This is a genomic window from Pseudomonas sp. 3MAES_34.3B (assembly GCF_058145875.1).
The window spans coordinates 498,951-514,517 of sequence record NZ_CM176960.1 but is presented as its reverse complement, the minus strand read 5'-3'; the positions used below and the strand labels follow the sequence as shown (position 1 = coordinate 514,517).

The following is a 15,567-nucleotide window of genomic DNA, read 5'->3' as shown; positions in this document are numbered from 1 at the left end:
TAGGGTGTTATGTCCGGAAAAGCGCAACAGCAATCTCGTATCAAAGAGTTGATCACCCGTGGTCGTGAGCAGGGCTACCTGACTTACGCCGAGGTCAACGACCACCTGCCCGAGGATATTTCAGATCCGGAGCAGGTGGAAGACATCATCCGCATGATCAACGACATGGGGATCAACGTATTCGAGACTGCTCCGGATGCGGATGCCCTCCTGTTGGCCGAAGCCGACACGGATGAGGCTGCCGCGGAAGAAGCCGCCGCTGCGCTGGCCGCCGTCGAGACCGATATCGGTCGCACCACCGACCCCGTTCGCATGTACATGCGTGAAATGGGTACGGTGGAGCTGCTCACCCGCGAAGGCGAAATCGAAATCGCCAAGCGCATCGAAGAGGGTATCCGCGAAGTCATGGGAGCTATCTCCCACTTCCCGGGCACTGTCGACTATATCCTCAGCGAATACGATCGTGTCACCACCGAAGGCGGCCGCCTGTCGGACGTTCTCAGCGGCTACATCGACCCTGACGACGTGATCGCCAGCCCGTCGGACATGCCACCTCCCGTCGACCCCAAGGCAGCGCCCGCCGCTGACAAGGAAGAAGACGAAGAGGAAGACGGCGACGCGACCGACGACGAGGAAGAAGGCGAAAGCGGGCCGGATCCGGAAGTTGCCCGTCAGCGCTTCGGCGCAGTCGCCGAACAGCTTCAGGTGGCCCGCAAGGTCCTGAAGAAGCACGGCCGCGACAGCAAGGAAGGCGTAGCCGAAATGCTGCTGCTGGCCGAACTGTTCATGCCGATCAAGCTCGTGCCCAAGCAGTTCGAAGTGCTGGTGGAGCAGGTACGTGGCGCGCTGGATCGCGTTCGCGCCCAGGAACGCGCCATCATGCAGCTGTGCGTACGTGACGCTCGCATGCCTCGTGCAGACTTCCTGCGCCTGTTCCCCGGCAACGAAGTGGATCAGGGCTGGGCTGCCTTCCTGGCCCGTGGCAAGGCGAAATACGCCGAAGCCATTGGCCGTGTACAGGCAGATGTAGAGCGCTGCCAGCAGAAGCTGATCGACCTTGAAGCCGAAACCGGCCTCACCGTCGCGGAAATCAAGGACATCAACCGTCGCATGTCCATCGGCGAAGCCAAGGCTCGCCGCGCCAAGAAGGAAATGGTCGAGGCGAACCTGCGTCTGGTGATCTCCATCGCCAAGAAGTACACCAACCGTGGCCTGCAATTCCTCGACCTGATCCAGGAAGGCAACATCGGCTTGATGAAAGCGGTGGACAAGTTCGAATACCGTCGCGGCTACAAGTTCTCGACCTACGCCACCTGGTGGATCCGCCAGGCGATCACTCGCTCCATCGCCGACCAGGCGCGCACCATCCGTATTCCGGTGCACATGATCGAGACGATCAACAAGCTCAACCGTATTTCCCGCCAGATGTTGCAGGAAATGGGCCGCGAGCCCACCCCGGAAGAGCTGGGTGAGCGCATGGAAATGCCTGAGGACAAGATCCGCAAGGTATTGAAGATCGCCAAAGAGCCGATCTCCATGGAAACGCCGATCGGCGACGATGAAGACTCCCACCTGGGCGACTTCATCGAGGACTCGACCATGCAGTCCCCGATCGACGTGGCTACGGTAGAAAGCCTCAAGGAAGCGACCCGCGAAGTGCTGTCCGGCCTTACCGCCCGCGAAGCCAAGGTACTGCGCATGCGTTTCGGTATCGACATGAACACTGACCACACCCTCGAGGAAGTGGGCAAGCAGTTCGACGTTACCCGTGAGCGTATCCGCCAGATCGAAGCCAAGGCACTGCGCAAGCTTCGCCACCCGACCCGTAGCGAGCACCTGCGCTCGTTCCTGGACGAGTAAGCGTCACCCGCGTCACAAAAAACCCCGGGCTTGCTCGGGGTTTTTATTGCCCGCGACAGCCCGTTCTGGGGCGCCTATATTCGCCGGCAATTGGCCCCCTTTAAATTCTCTCCAATGGATCTTTAACAGAACCATTGCTCCGCTACAGTGGTGCATCCCCATAACAAGGCAGGCACCATGGCCAGGCAGAATGAATACGGTCAACCCATCGGCTTTCCCATTGAAGGGTGGGCGCCCCGGCCCCAGCCTGCCGGGGTTACCCTCCCCGGCCGCTACTGCCGCCTCGAACCGCTGGACGCCGATACCCACGCCGCCGACCTGTATGCCGCCTACACCCAAGCCAAGGACGGCAGCGACTGGACCTATCTGTTCGTGGGCCCTTTTGATAGCCCCGAAACTTACCGGGCCTATGCCGAAACCGCCGCCTTGAGCACTGACCCCCGTCACTTCGCTGTGATTGACCTGGGCACCGGCAAAGCCGTAGGCACCTTGGCCCTGATGCGCATCGACCCTGCCCACGGCGCAATCGAAGTGGGCAGCGTGACCTTCTCGCCTTTGCTCAAGCAATCACCACTGTCTACCGAAGCCCAGTATCTGCTTATGGCCTACGCGTTCGACACGCTCGGCTATCGCCGCTACGAATGGAAATGCGACGATCTGAATACTCCGTCCCGTAAAGCGGCAGAACGCCTGGGCTTCAGCTATGAAGGCACCTTCCGCCGCGCCGTGGTTTATAAGGGGCGGAACCGGGATACGGCGTGGTATTCGATCATTAGCGAGGAATGGCCAGCCGTTAAAAGCGCTTTCGAGGCGTGGCTTGCTCCGGAGAACTTCGACGAGCAGGGCCAGCAGCGGCATGCCCTCGCGACGTTGCGCAAGCCAGCAGGCAATAAGTAACAAACGGTTCTTTCGGATGGCACCCAACCAAAAGCCTCGTTATAATCGCCCGTCTCTATGGGCCTATAGCTCAGTTGGTTAGAGCAGAGGACTCATAATCCTTTGGTCCACGGTTCGAGTCCGTGTGGGCCCACCAACTTCAAAAGCCGCGCATGCGCGGCTTTTTTGTGCCCGTAGGCTTTCCATTGCCGGAACGGAAAGCGCCATGCCTGCTCTCCAAGCCACAATCTGTGAGCCGAATAGCTCACCTATTCGGCTCACAGTATGAGCCGAATAACGCTATTATTCGGCTCATCGCCTCCGGAGATTACCCGTGAACCCTCCTGCCTGGATCTGGCAATACCCCGGCTGGCCAGCTTTCACCTGGCAGGCCGACCCGCTTTTGCCTTTGCTACGCGCCTGTACCCAAGCGCAGGGCCGTCTTTTGGGGATGGCCGGTGCCGTGGAAGAAGCCACAGACGCACAGCAATATCTCGATGCATTACTGCAGAACATCATCACGTCTTCTGCCATCGAGGGCGAGGAATTGAATGCCGGTTCGGTGCGATCATCCCTTGCCCGACGGTTGGGTGTGCAAGACAGCGGTAAACCAAGCCCCCGTAGCGAGGGGCTGGCCGCCCTGCTGCTGGATGCCACTCGCAACTACGACCACGCCCTCACGCTTGGCCGGTTATTCACTTGGCACAAGTGGTTATTTCCTGCTGACGAGCCGTTGATGACTGCACCTGTTCGGGTAGGCACGTTGCGGAGTAATGAACCCATGCAAGTTGTGTCCGGCCGGTTGGATCGACCCACTGTTCATTTCGAAGCACCACCTCGCGAAGGGCTGGAGGCTCAGTTAAAGGCCTTTATGGATTGGTTCGCCAGTAGCCGGGCGAATGCAGCGCTCGACCCACTGCTACGTGCCGGCATCGCCCACTTCTGGTTCGTGACCCTCCATCCGTTCGACGACGGGAATGGCCGGCTTACCCGCGCCCTGACCGACCTTGCGTTGGCGCAGGCAGACAACCAGGGGATTCGCCTGTATGCCATGTCCGCCAGCATCCTGGATGACCGAGCGGGCTATTACCATGTACTGGAAACCAGCCAAAAGGGCGGCCTGGACATTACGGCCTGGCTGGAATGGTTTCTTCACACGCTGCTGCGCAGCCAGATTGCCGCAATGGCTCGCATAGGGAGGGTGATGGCCAAAGCCCGCTTTTGGCAAACACACCGCGGCGCGGAGCTGACCGAGGAACAGGTCAAGGTTCTCAATCGCTTGCTCGACGGCGGGGAACGTGGTTTTGAAAGCGGTATCAGCGCGGCGCAGTATCAGGCCGTAGCCAAGGTTTCCAAGGCAACGGCCACTCGACACCTGGCCGACTTGTTGGCCAAAGGTTATCTGGAGAAACTCCCAGGCGGCGGGCGAAGCACCCGCTACCGGGTCAACACCCCCACCACCTGTATCCCACTTCCTTAGAAGCCAGCCTTCAACCTTTCCCCCGCATATGCCTGCGCTTGCTGCGCTTTCTCAACCACGGCCGCGGTACCGAAGAACTCGTGGGTCACGCCGTCATACAGCTTGCGCTCAACACTCACGCCTTGCGTACGCAACGCTTGTTCCAACTGCGCGCCGTCGTCGCGCAACGGGTCGATCTCGGCGTTTATGAGGGTCACCGGCGGCAGCCCGTGCAGGTCGGCATGCACAAGGTCGATACGTGGGCCTTTCAGGTCCGCCGCGCTGTTGGTCACGTGTGCCACGAACCACAGCATCATCGGCCGGTTGAGCGGCTTGGCATCGGCGTATTTCAGGTAGCTTTCGGTATCGGTATTGGCCTGGGCGACCGGGTACACCGCCAGTACATGTTTGGGGGCGGTGAGGCCTTGATCGCGAGCGGCGATAGCGGTAGCAACGGCAAGGTTGCCCCCGGCGCTTTCGCCTGCCAGGGCCAGGCGCTTCGGATCACCCCCAAGGCTGGCGGCGTTGCTGCCGAGCCATTTCCACGCAGCAACGGCGTCCTGATGGGCGGCGGGGAATTTGGCCTCTGGCGCGCGCCGGTAGTCTACCGAGACCACAATGGCGTTCGCTTGCTTGGCCAGCCCCCGCGCGCCGCCGTCGTACACAGTGCGGTCTGCGATAACCCAGCCGCCGCCATGGAAATACAGCACCACCGGGAACGGACCGGTGCCCGCGGGGGTGTACACCGTGGCCGGCAACGAGCCAGCGGCGCCGGAGACGGTAATGTCCCTGGTGGTTACGCCAGGCACCAGCGCTGTCGGGCTACTGTCGCGGTTCTGGTCGGCCAGTACACGCTTCACTGCATCAGCAACGGTGGGCTGCTTGCGCGCTTCTTCCGGCGTGGTCTTCTCGATGGCCTTCGGGTCGAACGCCGCCTGGGCATTCAGTACTTTCTGCATGTCGCTGTCGGTTCTGAACAGGCTCTTGATAGAGCTCACTGCCAATTCGGACAAGGTTGGTTTTTCCGGGTCACGGGCGCAGCCAGCCAACGCGGCCAAGCCTGCGGTGGCGACTGCGGCAACCAGGGCACAACGTAGATAACGCGGTGAAAGCATAAGAAGGTCCTCTGTCGCTCGGCAGAAAGGCCACAGGCGTGGCGGGCGGGTGCGAACACCCTTCCCGACTTTTGGCCGAACGAAACGATGCGCCGTTCAAGGCAAATTGCCATACCTCAGACCAGCGGTAAGCAAGGTCTTACTTGCCGAGCAGTTGATACCCTACAACCAGCTTCTCCAGCTTGAATCGCGCCTTGATACCTTCGCAGTAACTGGTCCGAGGAAGGAATGCGCCTGGGCCTTGCAGGTACAGGCTAAGGTCCTGGGCGTTTTCACAGGACACGAACGAACGGTCGGTGAGTATGCCCGCGGCTTGAGCCGAGCGCAGTGCGCCCATGGGAATCCAGTCCGAGACGATCAGCGCACCCACAGGGGCGGAGGCCGCATAAAAATGCGCAAACTCTTCGGCGGAGCGATCACGCAAGTACGGCACCATGATGTAGTGGATGTCGTTACGCATAGGCAGCGCCTCGGCGTGCACCGGCAACGGCACCGCGCCGGCGGCGTACAACAGCCACATGCTCAGTAGCGCGGCGGGTGAACACAGCGCCGACAGCCCAAGCAGCCAAGCGCCCAGGCGAGTATCGGGGAGCAGCTCGCGCAGCTGAATCACCCCGAGCACCGCTGCGAAGATGACACCGGGCAGGAAAAACGCGAAACGCTCATACACGTTGAATGACACCGCGAACACGAAGTTCAACAAGAGCGCCCACCACACCAGGCGCAGCTTGCGATCCTTAGGCACCAGCACCAGCCCTAACAGCTGTGGCCCGATCAGCGACAGGCAGAGCAACATGACGGAGTTCTTTTCGTGCCACATCACGTCGAAGCGCAGCATGCTGCCTTCCCAGCTTTGGTCAGGGGCGAACGGAGAGGCGCCGGTAAGGTAATGGCGGGCGATCTGGAGCAGGCTCAGGCCTGAGTCCAGGTCATTGAACATCGCCGGGTACGCCGTGAGAAAGCCCACCACAAAGGCCGGTACGGTCAGCAGGATGAACAACCGCTGCTCCCTTGCCAGGCGCAGGTACAGCGGCAGCATCACCACGAAGGTCAACGGGTGAGTGCTCGCGGCCAGGCCGGTGAACAGCCCGATCACCAGGAGCTTGCCGATGTCGCCCAGGCCGCTGCGGCGCTCGAAGTACAAGGCGTAGGCGAGCACCACGAACAGCGAGTGAAAGATGTACACCCCGGCCTTGGTCGACACCCAGAACACGGCATGGGAGAGCACCATCACGGCAGCGGCCAGGAACGCCAGGTTACGCTGCAAGCCCAGGTTGCGGGCCAGCCAGTACACACTCCCCGCCAAGGGGATCAACAGGATGGAATTGAGCAGGCCCAGCACCTGGATGCCGAGCTGCTCGAACACCGCCGTGCTGAAAAACTGATAGAGCGGGTGATCCGCTGCCCCCAGGGTTTCACTGAAGTACCTGCCCACGGTAGCGTCGGCGATGGCCATGCCATTGTCCATCCATTGCACCGGGCCGCTGGAGGCCAGGAAGCTGGCCATGATGGCGGCGCACAGCAGCAGAAGCGGCCACGGCCCTTTGAAATGGTTTGAATGTCCTTGGCCCATCGAGTGTTCTCCTTGATACAAACCAGGTAAAGCAGCCTGTGCGCGTGTCGATCTGCCCCCCAGCTCAAGTCTTTTGTGCACAGACGCAAGCGAGGTTTCAACTAATAAGTTTGGAAGGATTAAGTTGACGCCGCTATCTATTAGCGGAGGCAGCATGACCTCGAACAACTTCCATGAAAGATCGTCATGCCCACTGCCTTCGTATAACCCGCAACTATAACGACATTTCTTTCAAAGCCACTGCATATTAATAAATAGGGCGATGGCTTTTCGCCACCTAGCTGACGCCAAAAAAATGGAAAGTCCCTTTCTCCATTTCCTGCCACGCCAGAACTGCACAAAAAATAATTTTCACGGCTATTCGACGTTTTGCGATAACGAGTGACTCGGAGCGCTGGGTTTACTAGGATAGCCCTATGCCTTCATGTGTTTGAGCACCGATGACAGACCACAGCGCCTTTTCCCTCGACGGGGTTGACCGTCAATTGATTGCCGCCTTACAGGTGAATGCGCGCGAGAGCGTTGCCACCCTTGCCAGAAAACTGGGGATCGCCCGAACCACAGTGACCTCGCGCCTCGCCCGCCTGGAGCGCAACGGTGTGATCGTTGGCTATGGCGTTCGCCTTGCACAGCGCGCCCTGACTGGCGGACTGCAAGCTTATGTGGGCATCACCGTACAGCCCAAGGCCGGCCGCGATGTGCTCAAGCGCCTCGGCGCCATGGCACAGATCCAGCAACTGTGCGCGGTAAGCGGCGAGTTCGACTATGTGGCCTGGCTGCATACCGACAGCCCAGAGGCGCTGGATGAACTACTGGACCAGATCGGCGCCCTTGAAGGCGTAGACAAGACCACCACGTCGATCATCCTCAGCACCAAGATCGATCGCGGTCGCGGTTAGCGCGATATTTCTTATAGGGTTGGCCATATCCGGGGAAAGCTCGCTGACACAAATCGTTCGCGGGGCGCCCGCTTCCCACAGGGTTGGAAGCCCCCTACCGCAGAAATGACCAGTGCGTTTATCATTTCGACGAGAAATCAGGCAAAAAGACCGCACTCTGCGTCTTAATAACGTGCCAGCACCTCCCTAGAATGCCCGTCAGCCTTCCTATACTGACCAGACTGCATTCCTGCGAGGTGCCCATGCTCAAACCCAACCGCCATCCTGCTGGCTTCGAGAAGCCGATTACCGTATTCGGGCCTGACTTTCCCTTTGCCTTCGACCAATGGATCGAGCACCCCGAGGGGTTGGGCAGCATTCCGGAGGCGAACCACGGTAAGGAAGTGGCCATCATTGGTGCGGGGATTGCGGGCCTGGTGGCCGCGTATGAGCTGATGAAGCTCGGGCTGCGCCCGGTGGTATATGAAGCCTCACGGCTGGGCGGGCGCCTTCGCTCGCAGCCTTTCGAGGCCGCTGAAGGCATCATCGCCGAGCTGGGCGGCATGCGCTTCCCCGTTTCCTCTACCGCGTTCTATCACTACGTGGACATGCTGGGGCTGGAAACCCGCCCCTTCCCGAACCCGCTTACTTCAGCATCGGGCAGCACCGTGATCGACCTCGAAGGGCAAACCTACTACGCCGAAAACGTGGCGGACCTGCCCAAGCTGTTCCACGAAGTGGCCGATGCCTGGGCCGATGCGCTGGAAGAACGGGCGCATTTCGGCGAAATCCAGCAAGCGATACGCGACCGCGACGTCACCCGCCTCAAGGCCCTCTGGGACAGCCTGGTGCCGCTGTGGGACGACCGCACGTTCTACGATTTCGTGGCCACGTCCAAGTCCTTCGCAGGGCTTACCTTCCAGCACCGTGAGGTGTTCGGGCAGGTAGGGTTCGGCACCGGTGGCTGGGACTCGGACTTCCCCAATTCCATGCTCGAAATCCTTCGGGTAGTGATGACCAATTGTGACGATCACCAGCACCTGGTAGTGGGCGGTGTAGAGCAGGTGCCCCTGGGCATCTGGCGGCATGTGCCGGAGCGCTGCGCCCACTGGCCTGAAGGCACCAGCCTGAGCAGCCTGCACAGCGGTGCGCCCCGCTGCGGCGTGCAGAAGGTCGCCCGCGCCGACAACGGCCAGTTCGCCGTGACTGACGTGTGGGGCCATACCCGTGTGTACCCTGCCGTGCTCGCCACGTGCCAGAGCTGGCTGCTCACCACCCAGATCGAATGCGAGGAATCGCTGTTTTCCCAGAAGATGTGGATGGCCCTGGACCGCACCCGTTACATGCAGTCCTCGAAAACCTTTGTGATGGTCGATCGGCCATTCTGGAAGGACAAAGACCCGGTCACCGGCCGTGACACCATGAGCATGACCCTCACCGACCGCCTTACCCGTGGCACGTACCTGTTCGACAACGGGGAAGGCAAGCCGGGCGTGATCTGCCTGTCTTATTCGTGGATGAGCGATGCCCTGAAGATGCTGCCCCACCCGGTAGAAAAGCGGGTAAAGCTTGCCCTGGATGCTTTGAAGAAGATCTACCCCACCGTGGACATCGCCGGGCACATCATTGGCGACCCGATCACCGTGTCCTGGGAGGCGGACCCGCACTTCCTCGGTGCTTTCAAGGGTGCGCTGCCAGGGCACTACCGCTATAACCAGCGCATGTACGCGCACTTCATCCAGCGCGACATGCCCGCCGAACAACGCGGGATCTTCATTGCCGGCGACGATGTGTCCTGGACCCCAGCCTGGGTGGAGGGGGCCGTGCAAACCTCGCTCAATGCCGTGTGGGGGATCATGAACCATTTCGGCGGCAACACATTCCCCACCAATCCCGGCCCTGGCGACGTGTTCGATACACTCGGTCCAGTGGCCCTCCCGGACTGACGCCATGCGAATTGCCTTGTATCAGGGCCCTGCGGGGCCCAACCTGCCGGCGCAGAACATGGCCAGGCTCGAGCGTTGGGCAACCGAGGCGGCGCGCCGTGGCGCCGACCTTGTGGTATTCCCTGAGATGTTCCTCAGCGGCTACAACATCGGGGCCCAGGCCGCCCAGGCGCTGGCTCATGCTCCCGATGGAGAAGCGCCGGCGCAAGTCGCCGCGATTGCACGCAGGAACAGCATCGCCATCGCCTATGGCTACCCCGAGGCAGGCCCCAGCGGGGGGGTCTACAACGCTGCGCAGCTTGTAGACGGGCAAGGCCAACGCCTGATCGACTACCGCAAGGCGCACCTGTTCGGCGAACTCGACCGGGCCATGTTCAGCGCGGGTGATGGTGGTTTCCCGGTAGCCACGCTCAACGGATGGAAGCTGGGCCTGCTGATCTGCTATGACGTCGAGTTTCCGGAGGCCGTACGCCATCTGGCATTGAGTGGAGCCGAGCTGGTACTGGTGCCAACGGCGAATATGACGGGCTTCGAACTGGTAGCAGAGGTCACGGTACGGGCGCGGGCCTACGAAAATGGCTGCTATCTCGCCTATGCCAACTATTGCGGCAAGGAGGCCGGCCTGCGGTACTGTGGCCTCAGTAGCCTGTGCGGCCCGGGTGGCGAGCAACTGGCCGTTGCGGGAGCAGAAGAGGCGCTGCTGATTGCCGATCTGGACCGGCAGCATCTGCAGGCAACCCGCAAAGCCACCCCCTACCTCTCTGATCGCCGTAACGATCTTTACGGCCGCCACAACCCTCAGTCAAATTAACGACAGCGTACGGGGGCCCCTTAGAGGCGGCGTCATATAACTGGCGACGTAAATTACAAAGCCTAACGGGCGACAGTACATCGTTGACACCCCCTCAAAGCCCCTACCAGAGGGGCTGCAGCGGCGTTTGGCGTGAGAAATCAATGATTTCCGCCCGCTGGCCATCATTGCAAGACAAAACGCTATTAATATGATGGCGTCAAAATTAAATTTATATATTTATCATGTACTTACAAGTCTGCAATGCTTGTTAGCGGATTTACGCCACTTTTTTCGTCCGAAATGATTGACAGCTAGCGACTAAAAACCGATATATCACTCACCCAAGGCAAAGACCTTGGTCGGCTCGCACATCGCCAGCCATCATAAAATCCGGAACACCCCACAAGCCGCCACAAAGAGCGCTCACTTTTTTTGAGCGCCCAGGGTATCGGCTTGTTATTGATTTGCCCGCCTACATGAGCACCCGATTTGTAACGGGAGGGCGGTAGCGTACCTGAAACATTACATACAGGCAGTACGAAGTTTGGGTCCAACGGATTACAGGATCTGGCGGTAGCTTTGTCCGAAGTCAGCAACTTCGGTTTGAAAGTTAAGCGTTCATTCACGGATAGAGTGTCTTGTCATGTCGCCATTGTTCCGCAACGACCCTACTTCAATTGCACTTCTGGTCAATGATATGGACCAGCAAGGGCATGCTGTTATCGAACATGCATTTTCACCCGACGACCTGGCTGAAATGCGCCAATACGTGGAGCGTGAAGCCGGCCGGCACCACGGCCAGTATTTCGCCTACCACGGCCTGAAGGCCCTTGCCGGTAGCCCCATGGCCCGGCTTGCGACATCCCCCGAGCTGGCAGCGATCCTCGACCAGCTGCATCGTCACGCCACCGGCGCCCCTGCCACCAGCAGTGAAATCTTCCCCGTGCTGCGCTGCGTCCAGGGCGGCACTGGTGCGCGCGAATCCAACGCCTTCCACTATGACGCTACCCTCGTCACCCTGCTGGTACCCGTGTTTATCCCGGAGCAAGGCGAGGAACGCGGCGATCTCATCATGTTCCCCAACCTGCGCTCGGTGCGCTCCAGCGTGGCGGCCAATGTTATTGAAAAGGCCGTGCTGCAGAACAAGCTCAGCCGCCGCGTGCTCACCCACGGCATCCAGGCGGGCTGGTTCAAGCCACGCACGCTGCCGCTGGTGCCGGGCAACCTTTACCTGTTCTGGGGTTACCGCAGCCTTCACGCCAACCAGCCGTGCAGCCCGGAGGTACGTCGTGCTACCGCGCTGCTCCACTACGGCGACCCTCACGCCGGCAGCCTGGCCACCCGGCTGATCCTCAAACTCAATCAGCAGCGCGCCCGCCGCAGCGTTGCCCGTTCCGACACCGTCGCCTGACCCGCACTGGACTTCGCCGTCACCTCGACAGCCATCCGCGCAAGGCTTGCGCAAGGACGATCCGCATGATCAATGTCACCAAGTCGTACATGGGCAACCTGGAAAAATTCAAGGCGTACGTGGACGGTATCTACGCCTCGCGCTGGCTGACCAATCAAGGCCCGCTGTGCTGCGAGCTGGAAGAGCGCCTGAAGGATTACCTCGGCGTGCGTAACATTGTGGTCGTGAGCAACGGCACCATGGCGTTGCAGGTCGCCTACCGCGCGCTCGGCCTCACCGGCAGCGCCGTGACCACGCCCTTCAGCTTCGTGGCCACCAGCAGCACGTTGCAGTGGGAGCACATTCGGCCAGTGTTCGCGGACATTTGCCCGGATACCTGGAACCTGGACCCCGCCCGCATCGAGGCCAGCCTGCAAGAAGACACCGGCGCGATCGTGGCCACCCATGTGTTCGGCAACCCCTGCGCCGTGGATGAGATCGACGGCGTGGCCCAGCGCCACAAGCTGAAGGTGATCTACGACGGCGCCCATGCCTTTGGCGTGCAACATGCCGGGCAGTCGGTGCTCAACCGGGGCCACGTGACCACCCTGAGCTTCCATGCGACCAAGCTGTTCCACACCATCGAAGGTGGCGCCATCGTGACCAACGATGACGACCTCGCCGAGCGTGTGCGGCTGATGACCAACTTCGGTATCGCCGACTACGAAACCATCGAAGGCCTGGGCACCAACGCCAAGCTGAACGAGTTTTCCGCGGCAATGGGGCTGTGCATCCTCGACGACATCGAGCTCATCCTGGAACAGCGCGCGGAGATCGCCCACTTCTACACCCGCCACCTTGGCGACTACCTTCAGTTACAACGCGTGGCGCCTGACAGCGAACCGAACTTCAGTTATTTCCCGGTGGCCCTGGCCAACCACCGGGCCATGTTATCGGCCCGGGCTGCGCTGCAAGCCGCCGACATCAACCCGCGCCGTTACTTCTACCCGTCCCTGGACACCATCGACTACCTGCAACCGCAACAGGCGCAACCGATCTCCCGCGGGCTGGCGCAGCGTGTGTTGTGCCTGCCGATCTATCCGGGGCTGGGGCGGCACATTCAGCAACGCATCGTCGACACCCTGCTACGCCAGTGTGATTCGCCACTTCTACCCTTGGCGCCGCTGCGCCGGGCCCTTTAATCATCCGTAGCCGGGCCGGTCATGAGCACAAACCGATCGATTTTTCGCAACACCACCCTCAACTACGTTGGGCAGGCCTATACGCTGCTGATCGGTATCGTGATCATGCCGTTCTACCTCAGCCATCTCGGCGCGGAGGTGTATGGGCTGATCGGTTTCTACACGGTGCTGCAAACCTGGCTGCAGCTGCTGGACGTTGGCCTGTCGCCTTCGCTGGTGCGACAAATTGCGCACCACCAGCACGCGGGCAATGAGGGTTGCCGCGAGGGCGGCTGGTTGCTGCGCTCATTCGAACTGATCTTCCTTCCGCTCACCCTGCTGACGGTGGTGGCGGTGTACCTGGGTAGCCCCTGGATTGCCGCGCATTGGCTCAATGCCCAGGCGCTGGACACCTCCACCATCGTGCAATGCATCACGCTGATGGGCTGGATGGTTGCGCTGCGGTTGTATGCCACCTTGTACAAGAGCGGGCTGCAAGGGCTGGAAATGCACGCCTGGCTCAACGGTGCCAACGTGGTGATCACCACCTTGCGCTACTTCGGTGGCCTGTTCCTGGTGGCAGTGGTATCGCAGGACGCGTTGGTATTTTTCAAGTTCCAACTGGGCGTGGCGGTGATCGAAACGTTGATCTTCGCCAGCAAGGCCTATAGCCGCTTGCCCGCCCCACGTTGGTGGAGTGGTTTCAATTGGGCGCTGGTCAAGCCCATCGTGCCGTTCGCCTTGAGCCTGTCGTTCACCTCGGTGCTGTGGATCGTGCTCACCCAGCTGGACAAGATCCTGCTGTCCGAGCGGCTGTTGCTGACTGAATACGGTTACTTCTCCCTCGTCGCACTGATGACAACCGGGATCCTGATGCTCATCAACCCGCTGGTGCAAACGCTGCTGCCGCGCATGACCGTGCTGCTGGCCGAGGGGCGGGACAAGGACATGCACCAGCTGTACCTGGCCGCCAGCCGCTTTACCTGCACCCTGCTGTTTCCCTTGGCGAGCGTGATGGCGGTGCACGCCGGCGACTTGCTGTACGCCTGGAGCGGCGACCGCGCCGCGGCCGACTGGGGCAGGCCGATCCTGTTCTGGTACGCCCTGGGCAGCGCGATCATGGCCGCCAGTACTTTCCAGTACCACCTGCAATACGCCTACGGGCAGATTCGCCTGCACGTGTGGTACAGCGTGATCTCCGCAGCCGTCACCGTCCCGGTGATGGTGTTGGCCATCGACAGTTGTGGCGCCCTGGGCGCCGCTGCCGCGTGGTTCGTGCTGCGGCTGCTGTCGTTTGCCATCTGGCCGCGCGTGGTGCACCACCACCTGGCGCCGGCCCTGCATGGCGTGTGGTTGAAAGACATTCTGCGGATCAGCCTGATGACCCTGCTGGGCCTCGGGCTGACCGAACCGATTGTGCGCCTGATGGCCGGCGAAGATCGCCTGCTTACCCTGGCAAGCCTGGCCATCTGCGGCCTTGTCACCCTGGCTATCGTAGCCGGCAGCGATCGCTTGCTCGCCGCCCGGGTGATTCTTCTGTTCAGCAAACCGAGCGTAGGACGATGAACATTCGAACCGAACGAGACATCATGCAAGGCTGGGGCGGGGCAAGGATTCCGCTCGTCAGCGTGGTCTGCCCGGCTTTCAACCAGAAAGCGTTCATCGCCGCGACGGTGGACAGCTTTCTCGCCCAGCGAACCGATTTTCCGTTCGAGATCCTGATCAACGACGATGCCTCCACAGACGGTACCCGGGAGATCATCCAAGCCTATGCCGAGCGCTACCCTACCCTCATTCGCCCAGTGCTTCACGAGCAGAACCAGTACCGTCAAGGCAAGCTGTTCTACCCTGCCCTGTTCAACATGGCCAAGGGGCGCTACCTGGCGTATTGCGATGGCGACGATTTCTGGACCGACCCGCTCAAGCTGCAAAAGCAGGTGGACTTCCTGGAGCGCCACCCCGACTACGTGATCACGTATCACGACGCGATGATGGTCAGCGAACAAGGCGAACAGGGCCTTCAGCTCGGGCGTGCCTGGCAGCGTGACGCGACCAGCGTGGAGCTGATGCAAGGCCGGCGCATATCAACCCTCACCGCGTGCTTCCGTAACGTGTTGCGCGAACTGCCCCGGGAACTCGAACTGGCGCCGCTGATGGACGTGTGCTGGTGGTCGATGCTCGGCGCACATGGCAAGGGCAAATACCTGGCAGACATCACCCCCGGTGGCTACCGCGTGCACTGCGGCGGGATGTTCTCCATGCGCGGCGAAAAGAAAAAACTGCACATGTCGCTGCAGACCGCCGCCTGCCTGGCCAACTACTACCACAACCGCGGCAACCAGCCCTTGTACGAGCACTTCCTTACCCAGGTATTCGGGCTGTCGCTGGCCGCAGTATCGCCCTGGCAAAAGCTCAGCGCCCTGGGGCTGGTGGCTGCCAACGTAAGCCGCAACCTGTTCCGCCGGCTGGCGCTACCCATGGGAAGGAGCTAGCGAT

The 15,567-nt window shown here is 60.9% G+C and carries 12 protein-coding genes and 1 tRNA gene; 11 read left to right on the top strand and 2 right to left on the bottom strand.

The features are described 5' to 3' along the window. Window positions 1-9 precede the first annotated feature (9 nt). The 4 genes from rpoD to AC3Z8Y_RS02245 all read left to right on the top strand — a co-directional run bounded on the left by rpoD (window position 10) and on the right by AC3Z8Y_RS02245 (window position 4,216). On the top strand, window positions 10-1,860 hold the full coding sequence (gene rpoD, locus AC3Z8Y_RS02260) for an RNA polymerase sigma factor RpoD (protein WP_181113219.1): 1,851 nt from the start codon (window positions 10-12) through the stop codon (window positions 1,858-1,860). 177 nt (window positions 1,861-2,037) lie between these two features. Next, window positions 2,038-2,757 (top strand): GNAT family N-acetyltransferase, encoded by a 720-nt coding sequence (locus tag AC3Z8Y_RS02255; RefSeq protein ID WP_490088286.1) that lies wholly within the window; start codon window positions 2,038-2,040, stop codon window positions 2,755-2,757. 59 nt (window positions 2,758-2,816) lie between these two features. Then, window positions 2,817-2,893 (top strand) — tRNA-Ile (locus tag AC3Z8Y_RS02250). A 177-nt stretch (window positions 2,894-3,070) separates the two neighbouring features. Then, window positions 3,071-4,216 (top strand): Fic family protein, encoded by a 1,146-nt coding sequence (locus tag AC3Z8Y_RS02245; RefSeq protein WP_490088285.1) that lies wholly within the window; start codon window positions 3,071-3,073, stop codon window positions 4,214-4,216. Here AC3Z8Y_RS02245 and AC3Z8Y_RS02240 read toward each other — a convergent pair. Both AC3Z8Y_RS02240 and AC3Z8Y_RS02235 read right to left on the bottom strand, forming a co-directional pair. Then, entirely contained in the window at window positions 4,213-5,310 is a 1,098-nt protein-coding gene (locus AC3Z8Y_RS02240; protein WP_490088284.1) for an alpha/beta hydrolase, read from the bottom strand. The two genes, AC3Z8Y_RS02245 and AC3Z8Y_RS02240, sit on opposite strands and share 4 nt — an antisense overlap. A 139-nt stretch (window positions 5,311-5,449) precedes the next feature. Then, window positions 5,450-6,883, bottom strand: a complete 1,434-nt coding sequence (locus AC3Z8Y_RS02235; protein ID WP_490088283.1) for a DUF2723 domain-containing protein — start codon at window positions 6,881-6,883, stop codon at window positions 5,450-5,452. Window positions 6,884-7,323: 440 nt separating this feature from the next. Between AC3Z8Y_RS02235 and AC3Z8Y_RS02230 the strand changes: the two genes are divergently transcribed. From AC3Z8Y_RS02230 to AC3Z8Y_RS02200, 7 genes are all read left to right on the top strand, one after another. Beyond that, on the top strand, window positions 7,324-7,782 hold the full coding sequence (locus AC3Z8Y_RS02230) for an Lrp/AsnC family transcriptional regulator (RefSeq protein WP_490088282.1): 459 nt from the start codon (window positions 7,324-7,326) through the stop codon (window positions 7,780-7,782). 242 nt (window positions 7,783-8,024) lie between these two features. Further along, window positions 8,025-9,707, top strand: coding sequence for a flavin monoamine oxidase family protein (locus AC3Z8Y_RS02225; RefSeq protein WP_490088281.1), 1,683 nt, complete (start codon window positions 8,025-8,027; stop codon window positions 9,705-9,707). 4 nt (window positions 9,708-9,711) lie between these two features. Next, a complete protein-coding gene (locus AC3Z8Y_RS02220; protein WP_490088280.1) occupies window positions 9,712-10,518 on the top strand; it encodes a carbon-nitrogen hydrolase family protein in 807 nt (268 codons plus the stop codon). A 625-nt stretch (window positions 10,519-11,143) separates the two neighbouring features. Then, window positions 11,144-11,911: a hypothetical protein gene (locus AC3Z8Y_RS02215; protein WP_490088279.1), complete on the top strand. Its 768-nt coding sequence runs from the start codon at window positions 11,144-11,146 to the stop codon at window positions 11,909-11,911. Window positions 11,912-11,976: 65 nt separating this feature from the next. After that, on the top strand, window positions 11,977-13,092 hold the full coding sequence (locus tag AC3Z8Y_RS02210; RefSeq protein ID WP_490088278.1) for a DegT/DnrJ/EryC1/StrS family aminotransferase: 1,116 nt from the start codon (window positions 11,977-11,979) through the stop codon (window positions 13,090-13,092). A gap of 21 nt (window positions 13,093-13,113) precedes the next feature. Continuing rightward, window positions 13,114-14,637 (top strand): lipopolysaccharide biosynthesis protein, encoded by a 1,524-nt coding sequence (locus tag AC3Z8Y_RS02205; protein WP_490088277.1) that lies wholly within the window; start codon window positions 13,114-13,116, stop codon window positions 14,635-14,637. Further along, the gene (locus tag AC3Z8Y_RS02200) at window positions 14,634-15,563 is read left to right on the top strand and encodes a glycosyltransferase family 2 protein (protein WP_490088276.1); all 930 of its coding nucleotides are present in this window, start codon (window positions 14,634-14,636) and stop codon (window positions 15,561-15,563) included. Before AC3Z8Y_RS02205 ends, AC3Z8Y_RS02200 begins: the two co-directional genes overlap by 4 nt. Window positions 15,564-15,567: the final 4 nt, after the last annotated feature.

Coding starts and splice junctions, on each gene's coding strand:
- rpoD (WP_181113219.1), top strand. CDS start 10: ATGTCCGGAAAAGCGCAACAGCAATCTCGTATCAAAGAGTTGATCACC.
- AC3Z8Y_RS02255 (WP_490088286.1), top strand. CDS start 2,038: ATGGCCAGGCAGAATGAATACGGTCAACCCATCGGCTTTCCCATTGAA.
- AC3Z8Y_RS02240 (WP_490088284.1), bottom strand. CDS start 5,310: ATGCTTTCACCGCGTTATCTACGTTGTGCCCTGGTTGCCGCAGTCGCC.
- AC3Z8Y_RS02235 (WP_490088283.1), bottom strand. CDS start 6,883: ATGGGCCAAGGACATTCAAACCATTTCAAAGGGCCGTGGCCGCTTCTG.
- AC3Z8Y_RS02230 (WP_490088282.1), top strand. CDS start 7,324: ATGACAGACCACAGCGCCTTTTCCCTCGACGGGGTTGACCGTCAATTG.
- AC3Z8Y_RS02225 (WP_490088281.1), top strand. CDS start 8,025: ATGCTCAAACCCAACCGCCATCCTGCTGGCTTCGAGAAGCCGATTACC.
- AC3Z8Y_RS02220 (WP_490088280.1), top strand. CDS start 9,712: ATGCGAATTGCCTTGTATCAGGGCCCTGCGGGGCCCAACCTGCCGGCG.
- AC3Z8Y_RS02215 (WP_490088279.1), top strand. CDS start 11,144: ATGTCGCCATTGTTCCGCAACGACCCTACTTCAATTGCACTTCTGGTC.
- AC3Z8Y_RS02210 (WP_490088278.1), top strand. CDS start 11,977: ATGATCAATGTCACCAAGTCGTACATGGGCAACCTGGAAAAATTCAAG.
- AC3Z8Y_RS02205 (WP_490088277.1), top strand. CDS start 13,114: ATGAGCACAAACCGATCGATTTTTCGCAACACCACCCTCAACTACGTT.
- AC3Z8Y_RS02200 (WP_490088276.1), top strand. CDS start 14,634: ATGAACATTCGAACCGAACGAGACATCATGCAAGGCTGGGGCGGGGCA.